17 protein-coding genes and 1 riboswitch are annotated in these 21,266 nt (G+C 70.9%); of the genes, 3 read left to right on the top strand and 14 right to left on the bottom strand.

Annotated features, from left to right (window positions below; all coding sequences use genetic code 11):
• Nucleotides 1-16 precede the first annotated feature (16 nt).
• From NEH16_RS19215 to NEH16_RS19205, 3 genes are all read right to left on the bottom strand, one after another.
• Entirely contained in the window at nt 17-922 is a 906-nt protein-coding gene (locus NEH16_RS19215; RefSeq protein ID WP_073968538.1) for an ABC transporter permease, read from the bottom strand.
• Entirely contained in the window at nt 919-1,914 is a 996-nt protein-coding gene (locus NEH16_RS19210) for an ABC transporter permease (protein WP_073968539.1), read from the bottom strand. Before NEH16_RS19210 ends, NEH16_RS19215 begins: the two co-directional genes overlap by 4 nt.
• Before the next feature lie 131 nt (nt 1,915-2,045).
• Nucleotides 2,046-3,782, bottom strand: coding sequence for an ABC transporter substrate-binding protein (locus NEH16_RS19205; protein WP_265543967.1), 1,737 nt, complete (start codon nt 3,780-3,782; stop codon nt 2,046-2,048).
• 221 nt (nt 3,783-4,003) lie between these two features.
• On the opposite strand from NEH16_RS19205, the gene NEH16_RS19200 reads away from it, so the two are divergent.
• The 3 genes from NEH16_RS19200 (at nt 4,004) to NEH16_RS19190 (ending at nt 8,669) form a co-directional block, all read left to right on the top strand.
• On the top strand, nt 4,004-5,026 hold the full coding sequence (locus NEH16_RS19200) for a LacI family DNA-binding transcriptional regulator (protein ID WP_265543965.1): 1,023 nt from the start codon (nt 4,004-4,006) through the stop codon (nt 5,024-5,026).
• Nucleotides 5,027-5,286: 260 nt separating this feature from the next.
• The gene (locus tag NEH16_RS19195; protein WP_265543963.1) at nt 5,287-6,057 is read left to right on the top strand and encodes an ABC transporter ATP-binding protein; all 771 of its coding nucleotides are present in this window, start codon (nt 5,287-5,289) and stop codon (nt 6,055-6,057) included.
• An 83-nt stretch (nt 6,058-6,140) separates the two neighbouring features.
• Entirely contained in the window at nt 6,141-8,669 is a 2,529-nt protein-coding gene (locus tag NEH16_RS19190; RefSeq protein WP_265543960.1) for an ABC transporter permease, read from the top strand.
• An 86-nt stretch (nt 8,670-8,755) separates the two neighbouring features.
• On the opposite strand, the gene NEH16_RS19185 is transcribed toward NEH16_RS19190, so the two are convergent.
• The 11 genes from NEH16_RS19185 to NEH16_RS19135 form a co-directional block, all read right to left on the bottom strand.
• Nucleotides 8,756-10,060 carry an SAM-dependent methyltransferase gene (locus NEH16_RS19185; protein WP_265543959.1) on the bottom strand — a complete coding sequence of 435 codons (1,305 nt, stop codon included), beginning with the start codon at nt 10,058-10,060 and terminating at the stop codon, nt 8,756-8,758.
• A 305-nt stretch (nt 10,061-10,365) separates the two neighbouring features.
• The gene (locus NEH16_RS19180; RefSeq protein ID WP_026171645.1) at nt 10,366-11,751 is read right to left on the bottom strand and encodes an NAD(P)/FAD-dependent oxidoreductase; all 1,386 of its coding nucleotides are present in this window, start codon (nt 11,749-11,751) and stop codon (nt 10,366-10,368) included.
• 414 nt (nt 11,752-12,165) lie between these two features.
• Nucleotides 12,166-13,107, bottom strand: coding sequence for a Ppx/GppA phosphatase family protein (locus tag NEH16_RS19175; RefSeq protein WP_265543957.1), 942 nt, complete (start codon nt 13,105-13,107; stop codon nt 12,166-12,168).
• Between the two features lie 13 nt (nt 13,108-13,120).
• A complete protein-coding gene (locus tag NEH16_RS19170) occupies nt 13,121-13,660 on the bottom strand; it encodes a DUF501 domain-containing protein (protein WP_136317961.1) in 540 nt (179 codons plus the stop codon).
• A gap of 70 nt (nt 13,661-13,730) precedes the next feature.
• Nucleotides 13,731-14,201 carry an FtsB family cell division protein gene (locus tag NEH16_RS19165; RefSeq protein WP_073864850.1) on the bottom strand — a complete coding sequence of 157 codons (471 nt, stop codon included), beginning with the start codon at nt 14,199-14,201 and terminating at the stop codon, nt 13,731-13,733.
• 109 nt (nt 14,202-14,310) lie between these two features.
• Nucleotides 14,311-15,591, bottom strand: coding sequence for a phosphopyruvate hydratase (gene eno / locus NEH16_RS19160; protein WP_018104074.1), 1,281 nt, complete (start codon nt 15,589-15,591; stop codon nt 14,311-14,313).
• 307 nt (nt 15,592-15,898) lie between these two features.
• A complete protein-coding gene (locus tag NEH16_RS19155; RefSeq protein WP_073968549.1) occupies nt 15,899-16,615 on the bottom strand; it encodes a transglycosylase family protein in 717 nt (238 codons plus the stop codon).
• A 4-nt stretch (nt 16,616-16,619) separates the two neighbouring features.
• A riboswitch (cyclic di-AMP (ydaO/yuaA leader) is annotated at nt 16,620-16,788 on the bottom strand.
• Nucleotides 16,789-17,073: 285 nt separating this feature from the next.
• On the bottom strand, nt 17,074-18,117 hold the full coding sequence (locus tag NEH16_RS19150) for a transglycosylase family protein (RefSeq protein WP_265543952.1): 1,044 nt from the start codon (nt 18,115-18,117) through the stop codon (nt 17,074-17,076).
• 106 nt (nt 18,118-18,223) lie between these two features.
• Nucleotides 18,224-19,558, bottom strand: a complete 1,335-nt coding sequence (locus tag NEH16_RS19145; RefSeq protein WP_265543951.1) for a cytochrome P450 family protein — start codon at nt 19,556-19,558, stop codon at nt 18,224-18,226.
• A gap of 9 nt (nt 19,559-19,567) precedes the next feature.
• Nucleotides 19,568-20,530: a nucleoside triphosphate pyrophosphohydrolase gene (locus tag NEH16_RS19140; RefSeq protein ID WP_265543949.1), complete on the bottom strand. Its 963-nt coding sequence runs from the start codon at nt 20,528-20,530 to the stop codon at nt 19,568-19,570.
• Between the two features lie 33 nt (nt 20,531-20,563).
• Complete coding sequence (locus tag NEH16_RS19135; protein WP_073968553.1) at nt 20,564-21,220, bottom strand: SurA N-terminal domain-containing protein; 657 nt, start codon at nt 21,218-21,220, stop codon at nt 20,564-20,566.
• Between the last annotated feature and the right edge of the window lie 46 nt (nt 21,221-21,266).

Genomic DNA, 21,266 nt, shown 5'->3' with positions numbered 1-21,266 from the left:
GCGGTCGCGGTCATGGTCAGGCCTCCCGCAGCTTGGGGTTGAAGACCTCGTCGAGGCCGACGTTGGCGACGTACAGCGCACCGACGATCGCGGTGATCCCGGCGCCGGGCGGAACGAACCACCACCACATGCCCAGTTGCAGGGCGCTCCACTGCTGGGCGCTCTGGAGCATCAGCCCGAGCGAGACGCCCTCGGTGGGGCCGAGTCCGATGAAGTCGAGCGAGGAGGCGATCAGGACCGAGCCGCCGAACAGCAGGATGAACATCATGAAGAGGTACGAGCTCATGTTGGGCGCGATCTCGCGGAAGATGATCCGCCAGGTGCCGCTGCCGCTGAGCCGGGCGAGGTCCACGAACTCGCGGGTGCGCAGCGAGAACGTCTGCGCGCGGATGGCCCGGGCCGCCCACGGCCAGGAGGTGAGCCCGATGAACAGGCCCTGCACGGGCACCGAGCGGACCCCGAGGTACGCGTTGATGATGAGCAGGACGGCGAGCGCGGGCAGCACCAGGACGACGTTGGTGAGCATGTTGAGGATCTCGTCCACGGCACCCCCTCGGTAGCCGGCCAGGAAGCCGACGAGCATGGCGATGGCGGCGGCGATGGCCCCGCCGACGACGCCGACCAGGAACGTCGAGCGCAGCCCGTGCACGAACTGGGCGTAGACGTCCTGCCCGAAGGTGGTGGTGCCCATCCAGTACGTGGAGTCGGGCGGGGCGGCCTGCGGGCCGACGTATTCGTTGGGGTCGGCGTTGTCGAGGAGCGGCGGGCCGATGATGCCGACGAGCAGGAGCAGCACGACGACGGTGAACCCGATGAGCAGCTTGGGGTTGCGGACGGCGTAGTGCAGCGTCTCGCGGCCGGGCCGGGCGGCGGGGGCGGAGGGCGCGGCGGGCTCGGTGGCCGGTTCGGGCACGGTGCTCATGACTGGCCTCCTGCCATGCCGGTACGGGTACGGGGGTCGACCACGACGTACACGATGTCGATCAGGAAGTTGGCGATCAGGACGCCGATGACGATGAACAGGAACGCGCCCTGGAGCAGGAAGAAGTCCTGGTTCTGGATGGCGGCGAGAATGAGCGAGCCGAGCCCCGGGTACGCGAAGACGATCTCGGTGACGAGCGCTCCGGCGACCAGGACGCCCAGTTGGAGGGCGAGTCCGGTGATCTGGGGCAGGACGGCGTTGCGGAAGGCATAGCGGCGGATGAGGCGCTGGGGTGCGCCGAGGGCCGAGAGGTAGTTCGAGTAGTCCGACTCCAGCTCGTAGATGATCATGTTGCGCATGCCGATGGCCCAGCCGCCGAGCGCGACGAGGAAGAGCGACAGGAACGGCAGCACCCAGTGCTGGAACAGGTCCGCCGCGAAAGCGAAGGACCAGGTGGGCTGGATGTCGAGGCTGTAGCCGCCGGAGAGCGGGAACCAGCCCGCCTTGGAGCCGAGCGCCCAGGCGAGGATGACGGCGATCCACATGTAGGGCATGGCGGTGAGCAGGTAGCCGGCCGGGAGCACGGTGTTGTCGAGCACCTTGCGGCGGGCGGCGAGCGCCCCGGCCCAGTTCCCGACGAACCAGCTGAGCAGGACGGCCGGGATCATCAGCCCGAGCGTGTACGGGAGCGCGTCGAGCAGGACGTCGGCGACGGGTTTGGGGAACACCCAGATGGAGAGGCCGAAGTCGCCCTGGAGGAGGGCGCTCCAGAAGTGCAGGTACTGCTGCCAGACGGGCTCGTCGAAGCCGAAGAGGTTGTTGTAGTAGGCGCGCATGGCCTCGACGGCCTCGGGCTGCGAGACCCGGGCCCGCGCCACCATGGCGGCGACCGGGTCGCCGGGCATGAAGCGCGGGATCATCCAGTTGACGGTGACGGCGACGACGAAGGTCAGCGCGTAGATGAGTAGTTTGCGGGCGAAGTAGCGGCGCAAGAGGGCTCCCCGGAGAGAGCCCCGCCGTGCGGTCGGCGGTCAGGTCGGCGCGCACGGCGGGGCGGTCGTGGATTGGGAGGGGCCGGCCGGGGGAAGAGCCCCGAGGGCCGGCCGCTCTCAGAACTGCCGTGTCACTTGGCGGGCTTCAGCTGCGTGAGCGCTTCAAAGCCGCCCATCTCCAGCCAGTTGCGCCACATCGCGGGGGCGTACTTGGGCGCTCCGGGCGCGTCCGAGGGCCAGTTGGTCCAGGTGCCGGTGGTGGACTGGGCCCACAGGCCGTTGTACCAGAGGGGGATGACGGGCATCTCCTTCAGCTGGATGTCCTGGATCTTCGAGATGACCTTCTTCATGCCCTCGGTGTCGTCGGTCTTCACCGCGCCGAGCTGCTGGACGAGCTTCCAGGCGTCCTTGTTCTCGTAGCGGCCGAAGTTGACGGTGTTCTGCTGCTTCTGGACGGGCAGCTGGAACATGTACTCGTAGTACGTCCACGGAGTGCTGGAGAGCTGGCGCTCGTTGTTGACGACGAGGTCGAAGTCGCCCTTGCCGCGCTGTTCGTTGAGGGCGTTGGCGTCGGGGAACTCGGTGGTGACCTTGATTCCGGCGGCCTTGGCGGACGAGGCGATGACCTTGGCGGCCTCCATCCAGTCGGTCCAGCCGGTGGGCACGGCCAGCTTCAGGCTGATCTTCGAGCCGTCCTTGTTCTCCACCAGGCCGTCGCCGTCGGTGTCCTTGTAGCCGGCGTCCGCGAGGATCTGCTTGGCCTTGGCGGTGTCGAAGGTGAAGCCCTCGCGCGCGACGAGGTCCTTGTCGATGTACTTGTCCCACTGCGGGAGCAGCCCGGTCGGGTCGGCGCCCTTGACCAGGCCCCCGTACACGCCCTTGACGATCTTCCCGGTGTCGACGGACGCGGCGAGCGCCCTGCGGAAGGCCGCGTCGTCCATCGGCTTCTTCGTGGTGTTGGGCACCAGCCAGGCGGTGTTGGCGGAGAGCATGTAGGGCGGCTCGTCGTAGTACGAGACGACCTTCTTGCTCTTCACCAGGGAGGCGGCGCCGGGCAGGAAGTTGTTGCTCAGGTCCAGCTGGTTCTGGCCGAGCTGGCCGATGACGACCTCGTTGCTGGGGTTGGAGACGTCCACGATGTAGCGGGGCGCGGGCTTCATCGACAGCGCCTTCACGCCCCACCAGTCGTCGCGCCGCTGCCAGACGACCCGGTCCTGGGTATGGCTCTTGAGCGTGTACGCGCCGGTGCCGACGGGCTTGTCGTTGACGCCGTCCAGGACTTCCTTCTCGGAGCGTTTGCCCCAGATGTGTTCGGGAACGACGGGCTGCCCGTAGAGCGTGAAGTCCCACTCCTGGTAGCGGGCCTCCTTGAAGGTGAAGCGGACCGTGGTGGCGTCGACCGCCTCGGCACCGGAGAGCCAGCTCCACAGGCTGTGGAAGGCGGACGCCTCGATCTTCCCGATCCCGTAGGAGTAGGCGACGTCCTTCGCGGTGAGGGGCTTGCCGTCGGACCACTTGATGCCGGGACGCAGCTTCACCTCGTAGGTCTTGTCCCCGGTCCAGCTGCCCGACTCGGCGAGCCAGGGCGTGAGCTTGCCCGCGTTGGGGTCGAAGTGGAACAGCGTCTCGTAGACGAGGCCCTTGGTGCCGGTGGCGTGGTCCCAGTTGTGCAGCGGGTTGTAGTTGGCGGGCGGCCCCCACTGGGTGCCGGTGGTGTAGAGCGTCTCGTTACGGGGAAGGGCGCCGCCTCCCCCACCGCCGCCGGAACCTCCCGAGCCGCCCGATGAGCCGCCCCCTGTGCACGCGGTGGCGGCGAGTGCGATCACGGCGAGCGTGGCCGCGACCCGTCCCCGGAATCCCGTGCCCATCGTCCCTCCTTCTCCCCGCCGTCCCTGCCGAGCGGAGTTACTGAACCGGGTAAGTGCCGTGAAGTTAAGGCCACCTCATGCCCCTGTCAAGGGAGCGGGAGCGCTCCCATCTCTTGTACAGCACAGGCGAGTTGAGCGATCGCCGTCGGGGAAGGGGTCCGCACGCACCCGTACCGACGGCTAGGATGTGCACGCTGCACGAACCGATTAAGCGAGGTCACATGCCCAAGCACCGCCCCACGATCGCCGACATCGCGGCCCGCGCCGGGGTGTCCAAGGTCGCCGTGTCCTACGCGCTGAACGACCGGCCGGGCGTCTCCCCCGCGACCCGGTCCGCCATCAAGGCCATCGCGCAGGAGATCGGCTGGCGCCCCAACAGCGCGGCCCGCGCCCTCACCCGGGCCAGGGCCGACGCGGTGGGCCTCGCACTGTGCCGGCCGGCCCGGCTGCTCGGCGTGGAGCCGTTCTTCATGGAGCTGATCAGCGGCATCGAGTCCGAGCTCTCGCCGCGCGGCTGCGCCCTGCTCCTCCAGGTCGTCACGGACCCGGCCCAGGAGCTGGAGGTCTACCGCCGCTGGTGGGGCGAGGGCCGGGTGGACGGCGTCTTCCTCACCGACCTGCGCGGCGCCGACCCCCGCATCGAGGGCGTCGCCGGGCTCGGCCTGCCCGCCGTGGCGATCGGCCACCCCTCCGCGGCCGGTCCGCTGCCCGCCGTGTGGTCCGACGACGCGGCGGCGGTCCGCGACACCTTCGCGTATCTCGCCGCCCTCGGCCACCGCTCGGTCGCCCGGGTCGCCGGGATGCCGGAGCTGAACCACACCGCCCTGCGCGACCGGGCCCAGCGCGAGGTCTGCGCCGAACTGGGGCTCGGCGAGCCGGTCATCGTGCACACGGGTTACTCGGGGGACGACGGGGCCCACGCCACGCGCCGGCTCGTCAGCGCGCCCGGGCGGCCCACCGCGATCGTGTACGACAACGACATCATGGCCGTCGCCGGGCTCTCGGTCGCCCAGGAGATGGGGCTCGACGTGCCGGGCGACCTCTCGCTCGTCGCCTGGGACGACTCCCAGCTCTCCCGGGTCGTCCGCCCACCGCTCACCGCGCTGAGCCGCGACATCCCGGCGTACGGGGCGCTCGCGGCCCGGACCCTGCTGTCCCTGGTCACGGACGGTGGCGCGGAGGGGCGCGAGGACAGGACGGCCCGCCTGGTGCCGCGCGGGTCGACGGGGGCGCCGAGGACCTAGCCGTGCCAGGCGTCGCGCCCTGTCCGACCCTGATCCGCCGGACAGGCCCTAGGCCGCGCGGAGGCGTATGTCATACCCGAGGAGGACGCCGGCGGGCGGGTCATGCGACTCAAGAGGGCCCCGGGAACGGGCACCGGGAGTGACGACCGGGCGCCGTCCGGCGGGGACGATGGAGCGGTACCCCTGACCCGGGGCCCACGCCGACGCGGCGGGCCGCCGGGCGGGCCCCGTCCCGTACGCACCCCACCCTGGAGTCTGCTGTGACCACCATGTCCACCGCTCACCGCGCCACCGCGGTGGCCGCCCGCGCCACGGAACTGTCCAAGGTCTACGGCGAGGGCGAGACCCGGGTGACCGCTCTCGACCGGGTCACCGTGGACTTCCCGCAGGGCGAGTTCACCGCGATCATGGGCCCGTCGGGCTCCGGCAAGTCCACGCTGATGCACTGCGTGGCCGGCCTCGACAGCTTCAGCAGCGGTTCGGTGCGCATCGGCGAGACGGAGCTGGGCGCGCTCAAGGACAAGCAGCTCACGCAGCTGCGCCGGGACAAGATCGGCTTCATCTTCCAGGCGTTCAACCTGCTGCCGACGCTCACCGCCCTGGAGAACATCACGCTCCCGATGGACATCGCGGGCCGCAAGCCCAACCAGGAGTGGCTGCACCGGGTCATCGACATGGTGGGCCTCTCCGACCGGCTGAAGCACCGCCCCACCGAGCTTTCCGGCGGCCAGCAGCAGCGCGTGGCGGTGGCCCGCGCCCTGGCCTCGCAGCCCGAGATCATCTTCGGGGACGAGCCGACCGGCAACCTCGACTCCCGCTCCGGAGCCGAGGTCCTGGGCTTCCTCCGCAACTCCGTGCGCGAACTGGGCCAGACCGTGGTCATGGTGACCCACGACCCGGTCGCCGCCTCCTACGCGGACCGCGTCATCTTCCTGGCGGACGGGGCGATCGTCGACCAGATGATCCAGCCCACGGCCGACGGCGTGCTGGACCGGATGAAGGCGTTCGACGCCAAGGGCCGCACCAGCTGAGCCGGCCCGCCCGCACCGGCGCTCCGTACCCCTTACTCCGGCTCCCCACTCCCCGGGCCGGCAGACACCCAGGACTGACTGACATGTTCCGTACCGCCCTGCGCAACGTGCTCGCGCACAAGGCCAGACTGCTGATGACGATCCTCGCCGTGATGCTCGGCGTGGCCTTCGTCTCCGGCACCCTGGTCTTCACCGACACCCTCGGCAACGCCTTCCGCAACCAGTCGGCCAAGAGCTACGACGACATCGCCGTCGCCGTCACCACCCAGGCCGACCGGCGCGACAAGGAGACCGCCGCCGTCAGCGAGGCCACCCTGAAGAAGATCCGGGCCCTGGACGGCGTCGCGTCCGTCACCGGCCGGGTCGACGGCTTCGCCGGGGTCGCCGACCCCGACGGCAAGCTCATCGGCAACGGCTGGTCCAACACCGGCTCCAACTTCGCCCCCGGCAAGGACGGCAAGGACCCCGCGTACACCTTCACCGAGGGCACGGGCCCCACCGAGCCCGGCGCCATCGCGCTGGACCGCGACACCGCGGAGAAGGGGAAGTACCAGGTCGGCGACAAGGTCCGCGTCGCGACCAACGGGCCGGTGAAGGAGTACACCCTGTCCGGGGTCTTCACCACCGAGGACGGGGCGGTCAACGCCGGCGGCAGCCTGGTCCTGTTCGACACCCCGGTCGCGCAGCAGCTGTTCCTGCGCCCCGGCGAGTTCAAGGACGTGTCCGTAGCCGCCGCGCCCGGCGCCTCCGACCAGGAGCTGCTGGCGGCCGTGAAGCCGCTGCTGCCGAAGGACGCCGAGGCCAAGACCGGCCAGGCGCGCGCGGACGAGCAGGCATCGGACATCGAGGCGGGGCTCAGCGACCTCAACAAGCTGCTGCTCGCCTTCGCCGGGGTCGCCCTCTTCGTCGGGGTCTTCCTGATCGCCAACACCTTCACCATGCTGGTCGCCCAGCGCACCAAGGAGCTGGCCCTGATGCGCGCCGTCGGCGCGTCCCGCCGCCAGGTGAAGCGCTCGGTGCTCCTGGAGGCGGCCGTGGTCGGCCTCATCGCCTCCGTCGTCGGTTTCGCCGTGGGCCTCGGCCTCGCGACCGGGCTGCGCTCCGCGATGAGCCTGCTCGGCGGCAAGATCCCGGCCGGTCCGCTGGTGATCGCCCCGGTCACGGTGATCGCCGCGTTCGCCGTCGGCGTCCTGATCACCGTGCTCGCCGCCTGGCTGCCCGCCCGCCGGGCCGCGAAGATCCCGCCGGTCGCCGCGATGAACAGCGCGCACGCGGTGGCCACGGTCAAGTCCCTCGTCGTGCGCAACACCATCGGCGGCATCATCACGCTGCTGGGCACGGCGGCGATCGTCGGCGGCGCGGCCAAGGCCGGGTCGGACGGGCAGCTGCTCATCGCGGGCGGCACGTTCCTCGCGCTGATCGGCGTCATCGTCCTCATCCCGCTGCTGTCCCGCCCGGTGATCGCCCTGGTACGCCCGCTGCTGCGGGGGCTGTTCGGGGTCTCGGGCAAGCTGGCCGCGCAGAACGCCGTCCGCAACCCCCGGCGCACCGGTGCCACCGCGTCCGCGCTGGCGATCGGCCTCACCCTCGTCACCGGGATCTCGGTCCTCGGCGTCACCCTCGGCCGGGCGGTCGACAAGGTGACCACGGACAACATCAAGGCCGACTACATGGTCTCGATGGCCAGCGGTGACGCGCTCGACGAGTCGGCGCTGACCGCCCTGGAGAAGGCGAAGGGCGTCACCGCCGCCTCGCCCCAGCAGGCCGTCTGGCTGACGATCGGCGGGCAGGGCTTCTCGGCCTCCGGCGTCACCCCGGGCGACGTGCAGCAGGTGCTCACCGTCGACACCGTCGCGGGCTCCCTGGACACCCTGGAGAAGGGGCAGCTCGCGGTCGCCGAGAAGACCGCCAAGACGCACGACTGGAAGCCCGGGGACTCCGTCGCGGTCACGTACGGGGACGAGAAGAAGGAGACGCTGAAGATCGGCGCGCTCTACAAGGACAACGAGTTCCTCTCGCCGATCCTGGTCCCCCGCGCCACCGTCGCCCCGCACGAGGGCAAGGGCGACATCCAGGAGGTCTGGGTGAAGACGGACGGCGGTGCGAGCGCGGCCAACGAGCAGGCGCTGGTGGACGCGCTGGGCGACAACCCGGGCATGAGCATCATGGACCGTCAGGACATCCGGGACATGTTCGGCGGCGGCGTCAACCTCGCGATGAACATCATGTACGGCCTGCTCGGCATGGCCCTGATCATCGCGGTGCTCGGCGTCGTCAACACCCTGGCCATGTCGGTGTTCGAGCGCCAGCAGGAGATCGGCATGCTGCGGGCGATCGGCCTGGACCGGCGCCGGGTGAAGCGGATGGTCCGGCTGGAGGCGGTGGTGATCTCGCTGTTCGGCGCACTCGTCGGCATCGGGCTCGGCCTGTTCCTCGGCTGGGCGATCGGGCAGACGGTCGCCGAGAGCATCCCGCAGTACGTGCTGGTCGTCCCGTGGAGCCGGATCGCGATCTTCCTGCTCCTGGCCGGACTGGTCGGCGTGCTCGCCGCCCTGTGGCCCGCCCGCAACGCCGCCAAACTCAACATGCTGACGGCGATCAAGACCGAATAACCGGAGCGGTACGGGGGAAGGGGCCGGTGTCCGCGGACACCGGCCCCTTCCGTGCGTTCCGTGCGGGCTTCCGTGCTGTACGTCGCTCAGGCGGTCGCGTCGGCCTTCCAGTCGCGGGCGCGCAGCGGCATGCGCGAGGTGCCGTCCGTCTCCGGGCGCACCGCCAGGATCTGGTTGACCCCGATCTTGTTGCGCTCGAAGGAGAGCGCGGACGCGGCCATGTAGAGCCGCCAGACCCGGGCCCGGCCGGGCGAGACCATCTTCACGGCGCTCCCCCAGCCCCGCTCCAGGTTGGCGACCCACTGGCGCAGGGTCAGCGCGTAGTGCTCGCGCAGCGCCTCGACGTCCCGGGCCTCGAAGCCGGCCTCCTCCAGGATGGCCAGGGTCCGGCCGACCGGGGCCAGTTCCCCGTCCGGGAAGACATAAGCGTCGATGAACGCGTCGATCTCGTACGCCGACTCGTCCTTCTCCGGGCGGCGCCCGATCTGGTGGTTGAGGAGGCGCCCGCCGGGCTTGAGGAGGGCGAAGAGGTCGTCGGCGTACTCCCGGTAGCGGACGGAGCCGACGTGCTCCGCCATGCCGATGGACGAGATGGCGTCGTAGGGCCCGTCGCGGACGTCCCGGTAGTCCTGGACCCTGATCTCCACGCGGTCGGTCAGGCCCTCGTCGGCGATGCGCTTGCGTGCGTAGGCGGCCTGTTCGGTGGAGAGGGTGACGCCGGTGACGTGGGCGCCGTACTCGCGGGCGGCGTGGATGGCCATGGATCCCCAGCCGCAGCCGACGTCCAGCAGGCGGTCGCCCTCCTTGAGGGCCAGTTTGCGGCAGACGAGGTCGAGCTTGTCGCGCTGGGCGCTCTCCAGCGTTCCGGCGTCCTCCCAGTAGGCGCAGGAGTAGACCATGGACGGACCCAGGACCAGTTCGTAGAAGTCGTTGCCCACGTCGTAGTGGTGGCTGATGGCCTCCTTGTCGCGGCGTCTGGTGTGCAGGGGGCCGCTGCGGCGGCGCACCTCCTCGGGCGGAGGGGCGGGCGGCAGCCAGGGCCCGGAGAGCTTCAGCAGGTCCGCGGCGGCGGCGCGCACCTTCGGGTCGCGCAGGGTCTGAAGGGCGCCCGGCGCGTCGGTGCTGCGCTCCCAGATGAGCCCGGCCATCAGGTCCAGCGCCTCGTAGAGGTCGCCCTCGATGTCGAGTTCACCGGCCACCCAGGCCCGGGCCAGGCCCAGTTCGCCCGGCTTCCACAGCAGACGGCGCAGGGCCCGGCGGTTCCTGATGACGAGGACGGGGGCCCCGGGCGGTCCGGACTCGCTGCCGTCCCAGGCCCGGATGCGGACCGGTAGGGGTTGGCCCAGCAACTGCTGGGCGAGAGCGGTCAGCCGCAATGCGGCGTCTGCCATGGCGCACACCTCCGTGACGGTGTTTCCCGACGGACCGGACATGCCCACACATGTCCCGGACCACGCCCCGGCACCCGGGGCGCCTTGGCGTGGTACATCCCCCACAACAGTCTGCGGCGGCCCGGCCATCCCGCTACCGGGCAAGGGAACGGCAAAATGCGTGCACGGCACACGCATCCGCCGGGGGTGCGGCCCCTGCCGCGCCCCCTCTTCTCGTACCCGGATACGCCGAAGGGGCCGTCCGCACCACGGATGGCGGACGGCCCCTTCGGGCGTCGTACTGCGGCCGTTACGGCCCGGTGGAGCTAGGAGGCCTTGGCCTTCTCGCCCACGGGCTTGGCGGCGGCCGGCGCGGGGGCCGGCTTGGCGGCCTCGTAGAACTCCTCGCGCGGCGTCTCCATGGCACCGAGGGAGACGACCTCGCGCTTGAGGAACATCGCGAGGGTCCAGTCGGCGAAGATCCGGATCTTACGGTTCCAGGTCGGCATCGCCAGACCGTGGTAGCCACGGTGCATGTACCAGGCGAGGCGGCCCTTGAGCTTGATCTTCATCTTGCCCATGACGATCATCGCCACGCCCTTGTGCAGGCCCAGACCGGCGACCGCGCCCTTGTTGGCGTGGCTGTAGTCGGCCTGCGGGAAGCCGCGCATCCCGGAGATCACGTTGTCGCCGAGGACCCTGGCCTGACGCAGCGCGTGCTGGGCGTTCGGCGGGCACCAGGCGTTGGGGTTGCCCGCCTTGCGGCCGACCATGTCCGGGACCTGGGCGTTGTCGCCCGCGGCCCAGATGTAGTCGGTGCCCTGCACCTGGAGCTTCTCGGTGGTGTCGACGTGGCCGCGGGGGCCGAGCGGCAGGCCGAAGCGGGCCAGCGCCGGGTTCGGCTTCACACCGGCGGTCCACACGATGGTGTTGGAGTCGACCTCCAGGCCGTTCTTCAGCACCACGTGGCCGTCGACGCAGGAGTCCATGGAGGTCGATAGGAAGACCTCGACACCACGGGACTCCAGGTGCTCGCGGCCCCAGGTCCCGAGCTTCGGGCCGACCTCGGGGAGGATCTTGTCGGCGGCGTCGACCAGGATGAAGCGCATGTCCTCGCGCTTCACGTTGGTGTAGTACTTGGCCGCGTCGCGGGCCATGTCCTCGACCTCGCCGATGGTCTCCGCACCGGCGAACCCGCCGCCCACGAAGACGAAGGTGAGGGCCCGGCGGCGGACGTCCTCGTCCGTCGTGGAGTCGGCCTTGTCCAGCTGCTCCAGAACGTGGTTGCGCAGGCCGATGGCCTCCTCGATGCCCTTCATGCCGATGCCCTGCTCGGCGAGGCCGGGGATCGGGAAGGTGCGGGAGACCGCGCCGAGCGCGATGACCAGGTAGTCGAAGGGCAGCTCGTAGGCCTCGCCGACGAGCGGCGCGACCGTGGCGACCTTGCGGTCCTGGTCAATGGTCGTGACCCGCCCGGTGAGCACCTCGGCCTTGGGCAGGACGCGCCGCAGCGGGACGACGACATGCCGAGGGGAGATGCTGCCGGCGGCAGCTTCGGGGAGGAAGGGCTGATAGGTCATGTACGACCGGGGGTCGACGACCGTGACGGTCGCCTCGCCGTAGCGCATCTTCTTGAGGATGCGCCGAGCTGCGTACAGACCTACGTACCCACCGCCTACTACGAGGATCCTGGGACGCTCCGTGGTGCTCATGCCATCGAGTATCCACCCCACTCGGGGGGCATGCTCGTGAGCCCCTTCACAAGGTTGTGGCCACCCTCTGCTATAGTTCGCCGCCCGCGTGACCCAGGTCATGGCCCGCACCGGGAACCCCGTTACAGTGGTGAACGTTGTTCACCGCCTGCGAGCTGGCCCTTGGCCCCCGGCCCCGGGCGAAGGGCCCGCCCGGTACACCGGGGCGTAACACTCCCGGAACCCTTCGGTCCGGCCCCCGAGTGACCCCGCTCACCCCTTGCGTGACCCATCCGGAGCAGAAGACGGGCCCGGGGTGGGCAATTCCTTGTGAAGAAGTTCACGAAGTTGGTGGCGAGGCGGCCCCGAAGCCGCCCCACCAGGCACGTCCCGCCCACTCAACGGTGCGGGCGGGACGACGTATGAGCGCCCGGCTCACGCCAGCGAAAAGGCGATTCCGTCCAGAATGTCGTGTTCGCTCACCACGACCTCGCGCGCCCCGGTCCGCTCCATCACGGCCTGGAGGATCAGCGCACCGGCCGGGATCACATCGACCCGGCCCGGGTGCATCGCGCCGATCGCCGCGCGCTCCGCGTGGCTGGAGGCCAGCAGCCGCGCGGTGATCTCCCGGACCTGCTCCAGGGAGACGCGGGAGTGGTGAATCGCCTCGGAGTCGTACTCCTCCAGGCCCAGCGCCATCGCGGCGACCGTGGTGACCGTCCCCGCGAGGCCGACTAGCGTCGCCGCGGAGGCGAGCGGCACGGTCTCCTCCGCCAGGTCCAGCGCGGCGGCCACGTCGGCGCGGATCGCCTCGGCGCCCTCGGCGGAGGGCGGGTCACTGACCACGCCGTCACGCACGAGGTGGCGCTCGGTCAGCCGGACGCAGCCGATGTCCACGGACCGGGCGGCGCTCACCCGGTCGTCGCCCACGACGAACTCCGTGGAGCCGCCGCCGATGTCCACCACCAGGTACGGCTTCGCCAGGTCGTCGCGCCCGGTCAGCTCCTTGGTCGCCCCGGTGAACGAGAACGCGGCCTCCTGGTCCCCGCTGATCACCTCCGGCTCGACGCCCAGGATGTCCCGCACCCCGCGCACGAAGTCGTCCCGGTTCTCCGCGTCCCGGGAGGCGGAGGTGGCGACGAAGCGGATCCTCTCGGCGCCGTGCTCCTTGATCACGTCCGCGTAACTCCGGCAGGCGGCGAACGTGCGCTCCAGCGCCTCGGGGGCGAGCCGGCCGGTCCGGTCGACGCCCTGCCCGAGCCGGACGATCTCCATGCGCCGGGCGTACTCCACGAGCTCCCCGGTGACCGGATCGGCGTCCGCGACCAGCAGGCGGATCGAGTTGGTGCCGCAGTCGATGGCGGCCACGCGCGTCATGTCTGCCGCCCCCTCAGCCCTCGTCCGTACCCTGCTCGCCGCACGGCGACACGCACGGGCCCTTGCGCCACCACTCCGGGAGCATCGCGATCGCCTCGTCGCCCAGCGGGTTGACGCCGGGACCGGCCGCCAGCGAGTGCCCGACGAGGACGTGCAGGCACTTCACCCGGTCCGGCATGCCGCCGGCGCTCGGGAAGCCCTCCAGGACCTCGATGGCGTCGCGCCGCGCGATGTAGTCCTCGTGCGCCGCCCGGTACGCCGCCGCCAGCTCCGGGTCCCTGCCCAGGCGCTCGGTCATCTCCTTCATGACCCCGTTCGCCTCCAGCGTGCCGATCGCGGACGCGGCGCGCGGGCACGTCAGGTAGTACGTCGTCGGGAACGGCGTGCCGTCCTCCAGCCGGGGCTGCGTCTCGACCACGTCCGGGTTGCCGCACGGACAGCGGTGCGCGATGGCGCGCAGCCCGCGCGGCGGGCGGCCCAGCTGCTGCTGGAACGCGGCGATGTCCGCCTCGGTGGGGACGGTGGGCTCGGTCTGGGGAGGGGGCGTTTCCATGCCTGCCTAGGGTGCTGATCGGACTGCTCGAACCGCGGGTTCTGCAGAGGTACGGGGGTGGGGGCGGCCGTCAGCCGCGGTCGGCGCTGTCCACGCCGTCCCACAGGTTGGAGTGCCAGGGCCGGTCCGTCTCGGCCGGCTTCCCGTTGCGCTCCTTGACCGCGTCGGGGTCGACCACGGTGTAGCCGGTCTCCCCGGGAAGAACGTAGTGCAGGTGCTCGCGGGCCAGCCGCTTGATGTACGCGTCGTCCTGGAGCCGGGCCTTCTGGTCCCGCAGCTCCTCGGTGCGCGCCTCGGCCTCGCGGGCCAGCCTGCGCTGGTCGGCGATCTCGTCGCGCTGCGACACGTACTGCCGCATCGGATACGCGAGGGCGACGACCAGGGAGCAGACGACCAGGGCCAGGAAGGCGGCCCGGCCGGTGAGCCGGGAGCGGCGGGCCTGGCGCCGGTTCTGGGACCGGTAGACGCGGGCGGCGGTCTGCTCACCGAGCAGCCGCAGCCGGGTCGCGGTGGAGAACCGGTCCCTGTCCTTCACGGCCATGTTCCCGCCTCCCCATTACGACGTCCGTCCCCGCACACGGTACGTGACCGGGCGCGGGGACGGACGGAGGCGGGGGGTACCCGAGGGGGCGTCAGCCCCCGACGGGCCGTCAGCCCTTGAAGCGCGGGAACGCCGAGCGGCCCGCGTACACCGCCGCGTCGTCGAGGATCTCCTCGATGCGCAGCAGCTGGTTGTACTTGGCGACGCGGTCCGAGCGGGCCGGGGCGCCGGTCTTGATCTGACCGCAGTTCACGGCGACGGCGAGGTCGGCGATGGTGACGTCCTCGGTCTCGCCGGAGCGGTGCGACATCATGCACTTGAAGCCGTTGCGCTGGGCCAGCTCGACGGCGTCCAGGGTCTCGGTCAGCGAACCGATCTGGTTGACCTTGACGAGCAGGGCGTTGGCGGAGCCCTCCTCGATGCCGCGGGCCAGGCGCTCCGGGTTGGTGACGAAGAGGTCGTCGCCGACGATCTGGACCTTGGCGCCCAGCTTGTCGGTGATGACCTTCCAGCCGGCCCAGTCGTCCTCGTACAGCGGGTCCTCGATGGAGACCAGCGGGTACGCGGAGACGAGCTCCTCGTAGTACTCGGTCATCTCGGCGGCCGAGCGGGACTTGCCCTCGAACTCGTACGAGCCGTCCTTGTAGAACTCCGAGGCGGCGACGTCGAGCGCGAGCGCGATGTCCTTGCCCGGGGCGTAACCGGCCTCCTTGATGGCCTCGATGATGAGGTCGAGGGCGGCGCGGTTGGACTCCAGGTTCGGCGCGAAGCCGCCCTCGTCGCCGAGGCCGGTGGAGAGGCCCTTGGTCTTCAGGACCTTCTTCAGCGTGTGGTAGACCTCGGCGCCCCAGCGCAGCGCCTCGGAGAAGGACTCGGCGCCGATGGGCGCGATCATGAACTCCTGGATGTCCACGTTGGAGTCGGCGTGCGAGCCGCCGTTCAGGATGTTCATCATCGGAACGGGCAGCAGGTGCGCGTTCGGGCCGCCGAGGTAGCGGAACAGCGGCAGGTCGCTGGCCTCGGAGGCGGCGTGGGCGACGGCGAGGGAGACGCCGAGGATGGCATTGGCGCCGAGCGAGCCCTTGTTCTCCGTGGCGTCCAGGTCGAACATCGCCTGGTCGATGAGGCGCTGCTCGGTGGCGTCGTAGCCGACGAGCTCCGGGCCGATCTGCTCGATCACGGCCAGGACGGCCTTCTCGACACCCTTGCCCTGGTAGCGGTTGGGGTCGCCGTCGCGAAGCTCAATGGCCTCGAACGCGCCGGTGGAGGCGCCGGACGGAACAGCAGCACGACCGGTGCTGCCGTCGTCGAGGCCGACCTCGACCTCGACCGTGGGGTTGCCCCGGGAGTCGAGGATTTCCCGGGCTACGACGACGTCGATGGACGGCACGAGGCATCTCCTTCTGGGATATGACGCTGGTTGTGCAGGGTCGCTTTGGCCTTGCGACAAGAGCCTAACCGGCCCGGCCGTCTGCGTCGGCCGACCGCCCGTCCCCTGGGACGAAAAAGGACCCGAGGGCGGGCATACCGGGGCGGAACGCCAAATATTTACTGGTCAGTAACTACAACAGTTGAACGGTCCACGAGGTGCGAACGCCCCTGATGCGGCGTGCCCCGGCCCGGCACACACGGGGGGAGAGTGCGTGCCGGGCCGGGGCGGCCTGAGCGATCAGCGAGGAGGGATCGCGGCTGCTTCGTTACTTCGTGAGGTGGAGCTGCTGACCCGGGTAGATCAGGTCGGCGTCCTGGACGATGTCCTTGTTCAGCTTGAACAGCCGCTCCCAGCCGCCCTTGACGTGGTGCGCGGAGGCGATCTTGCTCAGCGTGTCACCGGCGACGACCTTGTACTCGCCGTCACCCTTGGCGACCTTCTTGCCGGTGGGGGTGGTGACCGTCTTCTTCGGGGCGTCCGAGCGGTCGGAGCGGTTGGTGGCCGGGGCCTCGGTGCGCTCGGCCTTCTTCGGGGCGGCCTCCTGCTTGGGGGCGGCCTCCTGCTTCGCGGCACCGGAGCCGGTGTCGACGCCCGGGTCGACACCGTCGTTGGTCAGGTTGCCGGCACCGGCGCAGGACCAGGCGCCCGGGCCCTGCATGTCGAGGAGCTTCTCGGCGGTGGCGATCTGCTGGGCCTTGGTGGCCAGGTCGGCGCGGGGCGCGTACTGCGTACCGCCGGCGGCGGCCCAGCTGGACTGGGAGAACTGCAGGCCGCCGTAGTAGCCATTGCCGGTGTTGATCGACCAGTTGCCGCCGGACTCGCACTGGGCGACGGCGTCCCAGGTGGCGACGGAGGCGGCGGAGGCGTTGGTCGCGCCCATCAGCGGCACGGCGACGGCGGCACCGGCGACACCGGCGAGCGTCGCGACACGGACGGCCTTGGAGGGGCGGCGGTGCTTGTTGCCCTTGCGGTTGAGCAGCATCGAGTCTTCTCCTCACCGACGCCTGCGAGGTGAGCTGTCGGGTTCGGGCCAAGTGAGTTGCCCGGCCGCGCTCCTGGCGCGACTTCACCCCTAGCCGGCCCCGGTTCGTCTCCCGACGACCGGGCCCAGCGCCTACCTGGGTCCCCCGCTCCTGCCTACGGCGCTTTCGCGTCTGTTCCCTTCGACCGACGGCAGGATTCGGCGTGACGGTCGACGGGGCCCGCGGTGCGAGCGGTTCCGACCGTAATCACACCCACCGGCCATATTCAAAGAAGGACATACCGGATAATCATCCCGTAAGAGCATCCGATGAACCCTCATTTGTGCAGGTCGGAACGGATGCGGCGGGACCTCCCGGACAAGCAGCGTGAGTTCACGCAAAGAGACCCATGTCTCACTCGGTCAAAAGTGGGACATGGGCCTCTTAAACCACCCAAAGCACAGAGGGCTCTAACGGCTCATCCGGCGCTCTCGGCGACCTTCTCGGGGGCCGGGCCGGCCAGGCCCAGATCGAGGTTCTGACCGGGCAGGATGAGGTCCGGGTCGGAGCCCACCTCGGCCTTGTTCGCCTCGTACAGCTCGGGCCAGCCGCCGGGCAGCTCCTGCGCGTCGGCGATCGCCCAGAGGTTGTCGCCCGGCCGTACGGTGTACGTGCCGTCAGCCGGCCGCGTGGCGCTGTCGCGTGCGTCACCGTCACCCCGCGAGGCGTGCCGGCCCGCGTCCCGCCCCTCGGCCGTCCCGGCGGCCTCGTCGGCGGCCGGGGCGCCCCGGTGCTTGCCGCCCTTCGCCCGCGCGTCGTCCGCCGCGCTCGCCGAGGGGTCCGCGGAGGGGTCGGCGGACGGCGTCGTGGACGGGTCGGCGGAGGCGGACGGGTCGGCGGACGGGGTGCCCGAGGGGTCGGCGGACGGGGAGGCGTCGGCGCTCTTGCCCGCGTGCTTGCCGGAGCCCTTGCCGGCCTTCTTCTCCGTGGCGGCCGAGCCGGACGCCGCGTCCGACGGGGTGGCCGAGGAGGCCGAGGACGCGTCGTCCACCGGGTCGGTGCCGAGACCGGCGTCGAGGCCCGAGTCGGCGCTCCGGGCGGGCTCGTCCGCGTCCTGGTCGCCCGGGTCCACGTCCGCCTTGCCCGCGGCCTTGGTGAGCCCGGAGATCACCGCACAGCTGGGCCACGCCTTCGGGCCCTTGGCAGCCAGGACCCGTTCGGCCACCGCGATCTGCTGCGAGCGGCTGGCGAGGTCGGCGCGCTCCGCGTAAGCCTCGCCGCCGTACGCCTTCCACAGCTCCGGCGTGAACTGGAGACCGCCGTAGGAGCCGTTGCCGAGGTCGGCGCTCCAGGTCCCGCCGCTCTCGCAGTCGGCCACCCGGTCCCAGGTCGCGGTGTCCGCGGCGTGTGCGCTTGCCGCGCCGAGCAGCGGGATGGCGATGGCCGAGCCGGTGACGCCTGCGGCGACCACGATGGCGGGTGCCTGACGAGGGCGGCGGTGTCTGCCGTTCGCGGAGCCCATGGGAGATGCCTTCCGTGTGACTGACAAGCGACTGGTGAGTCGAACGGTGAACCTAGCGAAACTCGAACGTGAGTCACAAGTCGATGCAGTAGAGATCACGCGAAAGTCACAGAGTTGACAGAGCGTCACTTTCCCGGGTGCGCGCCCCCGGCGTGAATTCCACCGGCAGAGTGCGCAGTCCGCGCATGATGAGCCCGCCGCGCCACCGCAAATCCCCCGATTCTCCCGCAAGTCGCAGGTCCGGAAGGCGCGTCAGCAGAGTGGCGAGCGCGGCCTGTCCCTCCAGCCGCGCGAGCGGCGCTCCCAGACAGTAATGAATGCCGTGGCCGTAGCCGAGGTGCTGATTGTCGCTCCGCGACAGGTCCAGGGTGTCCGGTCCCGCGAACCGCTCGGGGTCCCGGTCGGCCGCCGCGAGCACCACGAGCACCGGATCGCCCTCCGCCACGCGCTGCCCTCCGATGGTCAGCGGCTCGGTGGCGAACCGCCAGGTGGCGAGCTCCACCGGGCCGTCGTAGCGCAGCAGTTCCTCGACCCCGGTGGCCAGCAGTTCGCTGTCGCCGGCCGCCAGCGCGCGTTGCAGCCGCTCGCGCTCGGCGGGGTGGTTCAGCAGGGTGTGGACGCCATTGCCGATCAGGTTCACGGTCGTTTCAAAACCGGCGAAGAGCAAGATGAAGGCCATCGCGGCGGCCTCGTTCTCCGTCAGGTGCTCGCCGTGGTCGCTCGCCCTGATCAGCCCGGAGATCAGGTCGTCGCCCAGGTCCTCGCGCTTGCGGTGGATCAGTTCGAGCAGATAGGCCCGCATCTTCTTCACGGACCGGGCGACCCCGCCGCGCGGCCCGCCGCCGTGCCGGATCATCATGCCCGCCCAGTCCCGGAAGTCGTCCTGGTCCTCGCGGGGCACGCCGAGCAGGTCGCAGATCGCGTAGATGGGGAGCGGGAAGGCGAACTCGTGGATCAGGTCGGCCTCCCCCTTCTCCACGAACCCGTCGATGAGCCGGTCCGTCAGCTCCTGCACCCGGGGCGCGAACTGCGCGATGCGCCGGGGCGTGAACGCCTTGGAGACCAGGCGGCGCAGCCGGGTGTGGTCGGGCGGGTCGATGTTGAGCAGGTGCGTCATCAGCTCGGCCTTGCGCTCCCCGGGGATGCCGGTCTTCCCCTTGGCATGCGCGGGCTCGGCGTGGTGCGCCGGGTTCTTGGACAGCCGCGAGTCGGCGAGCGCCTGCCGGGCGTCCGCGTACCGGGTGACGAGCCACGCCTCGACCCCGCTGGGCAGCGTGGTGCGGTGCACGGGACTGTGCTCGCGCAGCCAGGCGTACGCGGGGTACGGGTCGGTGGCGAACTCCCAGGTGAAGAGCTCGGGCGCGGGCGGCACGGCGGCGGACGAGGTGTGGGCGGGGCAGCCGGCGGGTACGGCCGCGGCTTGGGCGGGGCTGTCGTTCACTCCCCGACGTTATCCGGTGCCCTCCGCCGTCCGGATCGCGTCCCGGTACGCGCGGCCCGCGGCGCGCAGGGCGGCCTCCGGGTCGATGCCCTCCTCCTGAGCCTGTACGGCGAGGGCGAGGAGGCGGTAGCCGATGTCGTCACCCTCGGGGAGCGGCACGTCGAGTCCGGCGGTACGGACCCGGCTCGCGAGCTTCGCGGCAAGCGCCAGGCCGGGCTGGCCGATCGGTACCCCGTCGGTGACGGATTCACGCTGCTTCTCGATCGCCTTGGTGCGCATCCAATGGGCGCGACTGTCCTCCGGGACCTCGGCGGTCTCGTCGCCGAAGACGTGCGGGTGGCGGTGGATCAGCTTCTCGATGAGCGTGCCGGCCACGTCGTCCACGGAGAACGGCTCCTCTTCGTCCTCCTCCGCGATGCGCGCGTGGAAGACCACCTGGAGCAGTACGTCCCCCAGCTCCTCGCGCAGCTCCTCGCGGTCGCCGTCCTCGATCGCCTCGACCAGCTCGTACGCCTCCTCGATGGCGTACTTGGCGAGGCCCTTGTGGGTCTTCTGCGAGGTCCAGGGGCACTCGACCCGGATGCGGTCCATGACCTGGACGAGGTCGAGGAGCCGGGCGCCCGGCAGGTCGTACGCGCCGGGCAGCAGCTCCAGGTCCGGCATCCGCACCCGTCCGGAGCCGGCCAGCCGGGCCAGGCCGTCGGTGAGCGGCTGATTGCCCGCGCCGCCGGTGAGGACGACCACGGTCCGGCCGCCCGCGCAGGCGTCCACCAGCTCCTGGGCGTCGGGCACGCCCGGGGTGACGGTGACGCCGGCCTCGCTCAGATACGGCAGCTGCGGCTGCTCCGGCTCGCCGCAGCGCACCTCGTCGGCGCCGTGCAGCGCCTGCCAGGCGGGCCAGGACAGCAGTCCGGGCGCGACCCGGTGGCTGACGGTGAGCAGGACGATGCGGCCGGGGTCTTCAGCGTTCACGCCACCGAATCTACCCCGGCCGTCACAGCGGGCTCAGGCCCCGGCCTCGGCGGCCGCCTGGGCGGGCTTGGTGACCTGGGAGATCCACGGGGCCTTGTAGTCGCCCAGCTGGATCTGCTGGTTGTCCCAGGTGCCGTAGCGGGGGTTGACGTCGACGTTCAGCGCCTTGGACGCCTTGGTGAGCGCGTCGCCGATGGCCTTGGTGCCCTCGGGCGTGGACGGGTCGGCGCCGAGGGCCTGGCCGAGCTTGGTGATCTGGATCTGCTCGCGCAGGAAGGCGTCGATCTGGCCCGGGGCGAGCCAGCGCTCCTGGAGGACGGCCTGCTGGAGGCCCTTCTCGCCGCTGTACTGGGCGACGGCGGACTGGCGCATCTGCTGGATCTCCGCGCGGCTCACCGTGACGCCCGCGTCCGCCGCGGCCCGGTCGAGGACGCGGTCCAGGATCAGCCCGTGCAGCTTGGCCCGGGCCAGCTGGCCGGACTGGTCGGTGAGCTGGGCGGACTGCGGGGACGAGCCCTGCGCCTTGCGTACGTCGGCCACCTGCGCCTGCACGGTGGACACCGTGATCCGGTCGCCGCCGACGACGGCCGCGGCGCCGGGGTGGGCCTGGCTGCCACAGGCGGTGACGAGCGGCGCTGCGGCGAGCAGCGCGGCGGAGACGGTGAGCGCGGTGCGACGGCGGCGGTGCAAAGGAGCCTCCCGAGGAGATTGTGCGGCGGTGCACAAAGCCTTGCGG

Origin of the sequence: Streptomyces drozdowiczii (genome assembly GCF_026167665.1) — a bacterium.
Taxonomy (GTDB): domain Bacteria; phylum Actinomycetota; class Actinomycetes; order Streptomycetales; family Streptomycetaceae; genus Streptomyces; species Streptomyces drozdowiczii_A.
This window is presented reverse-complemented; position numbering and strand designations above follow the sequence as displayed.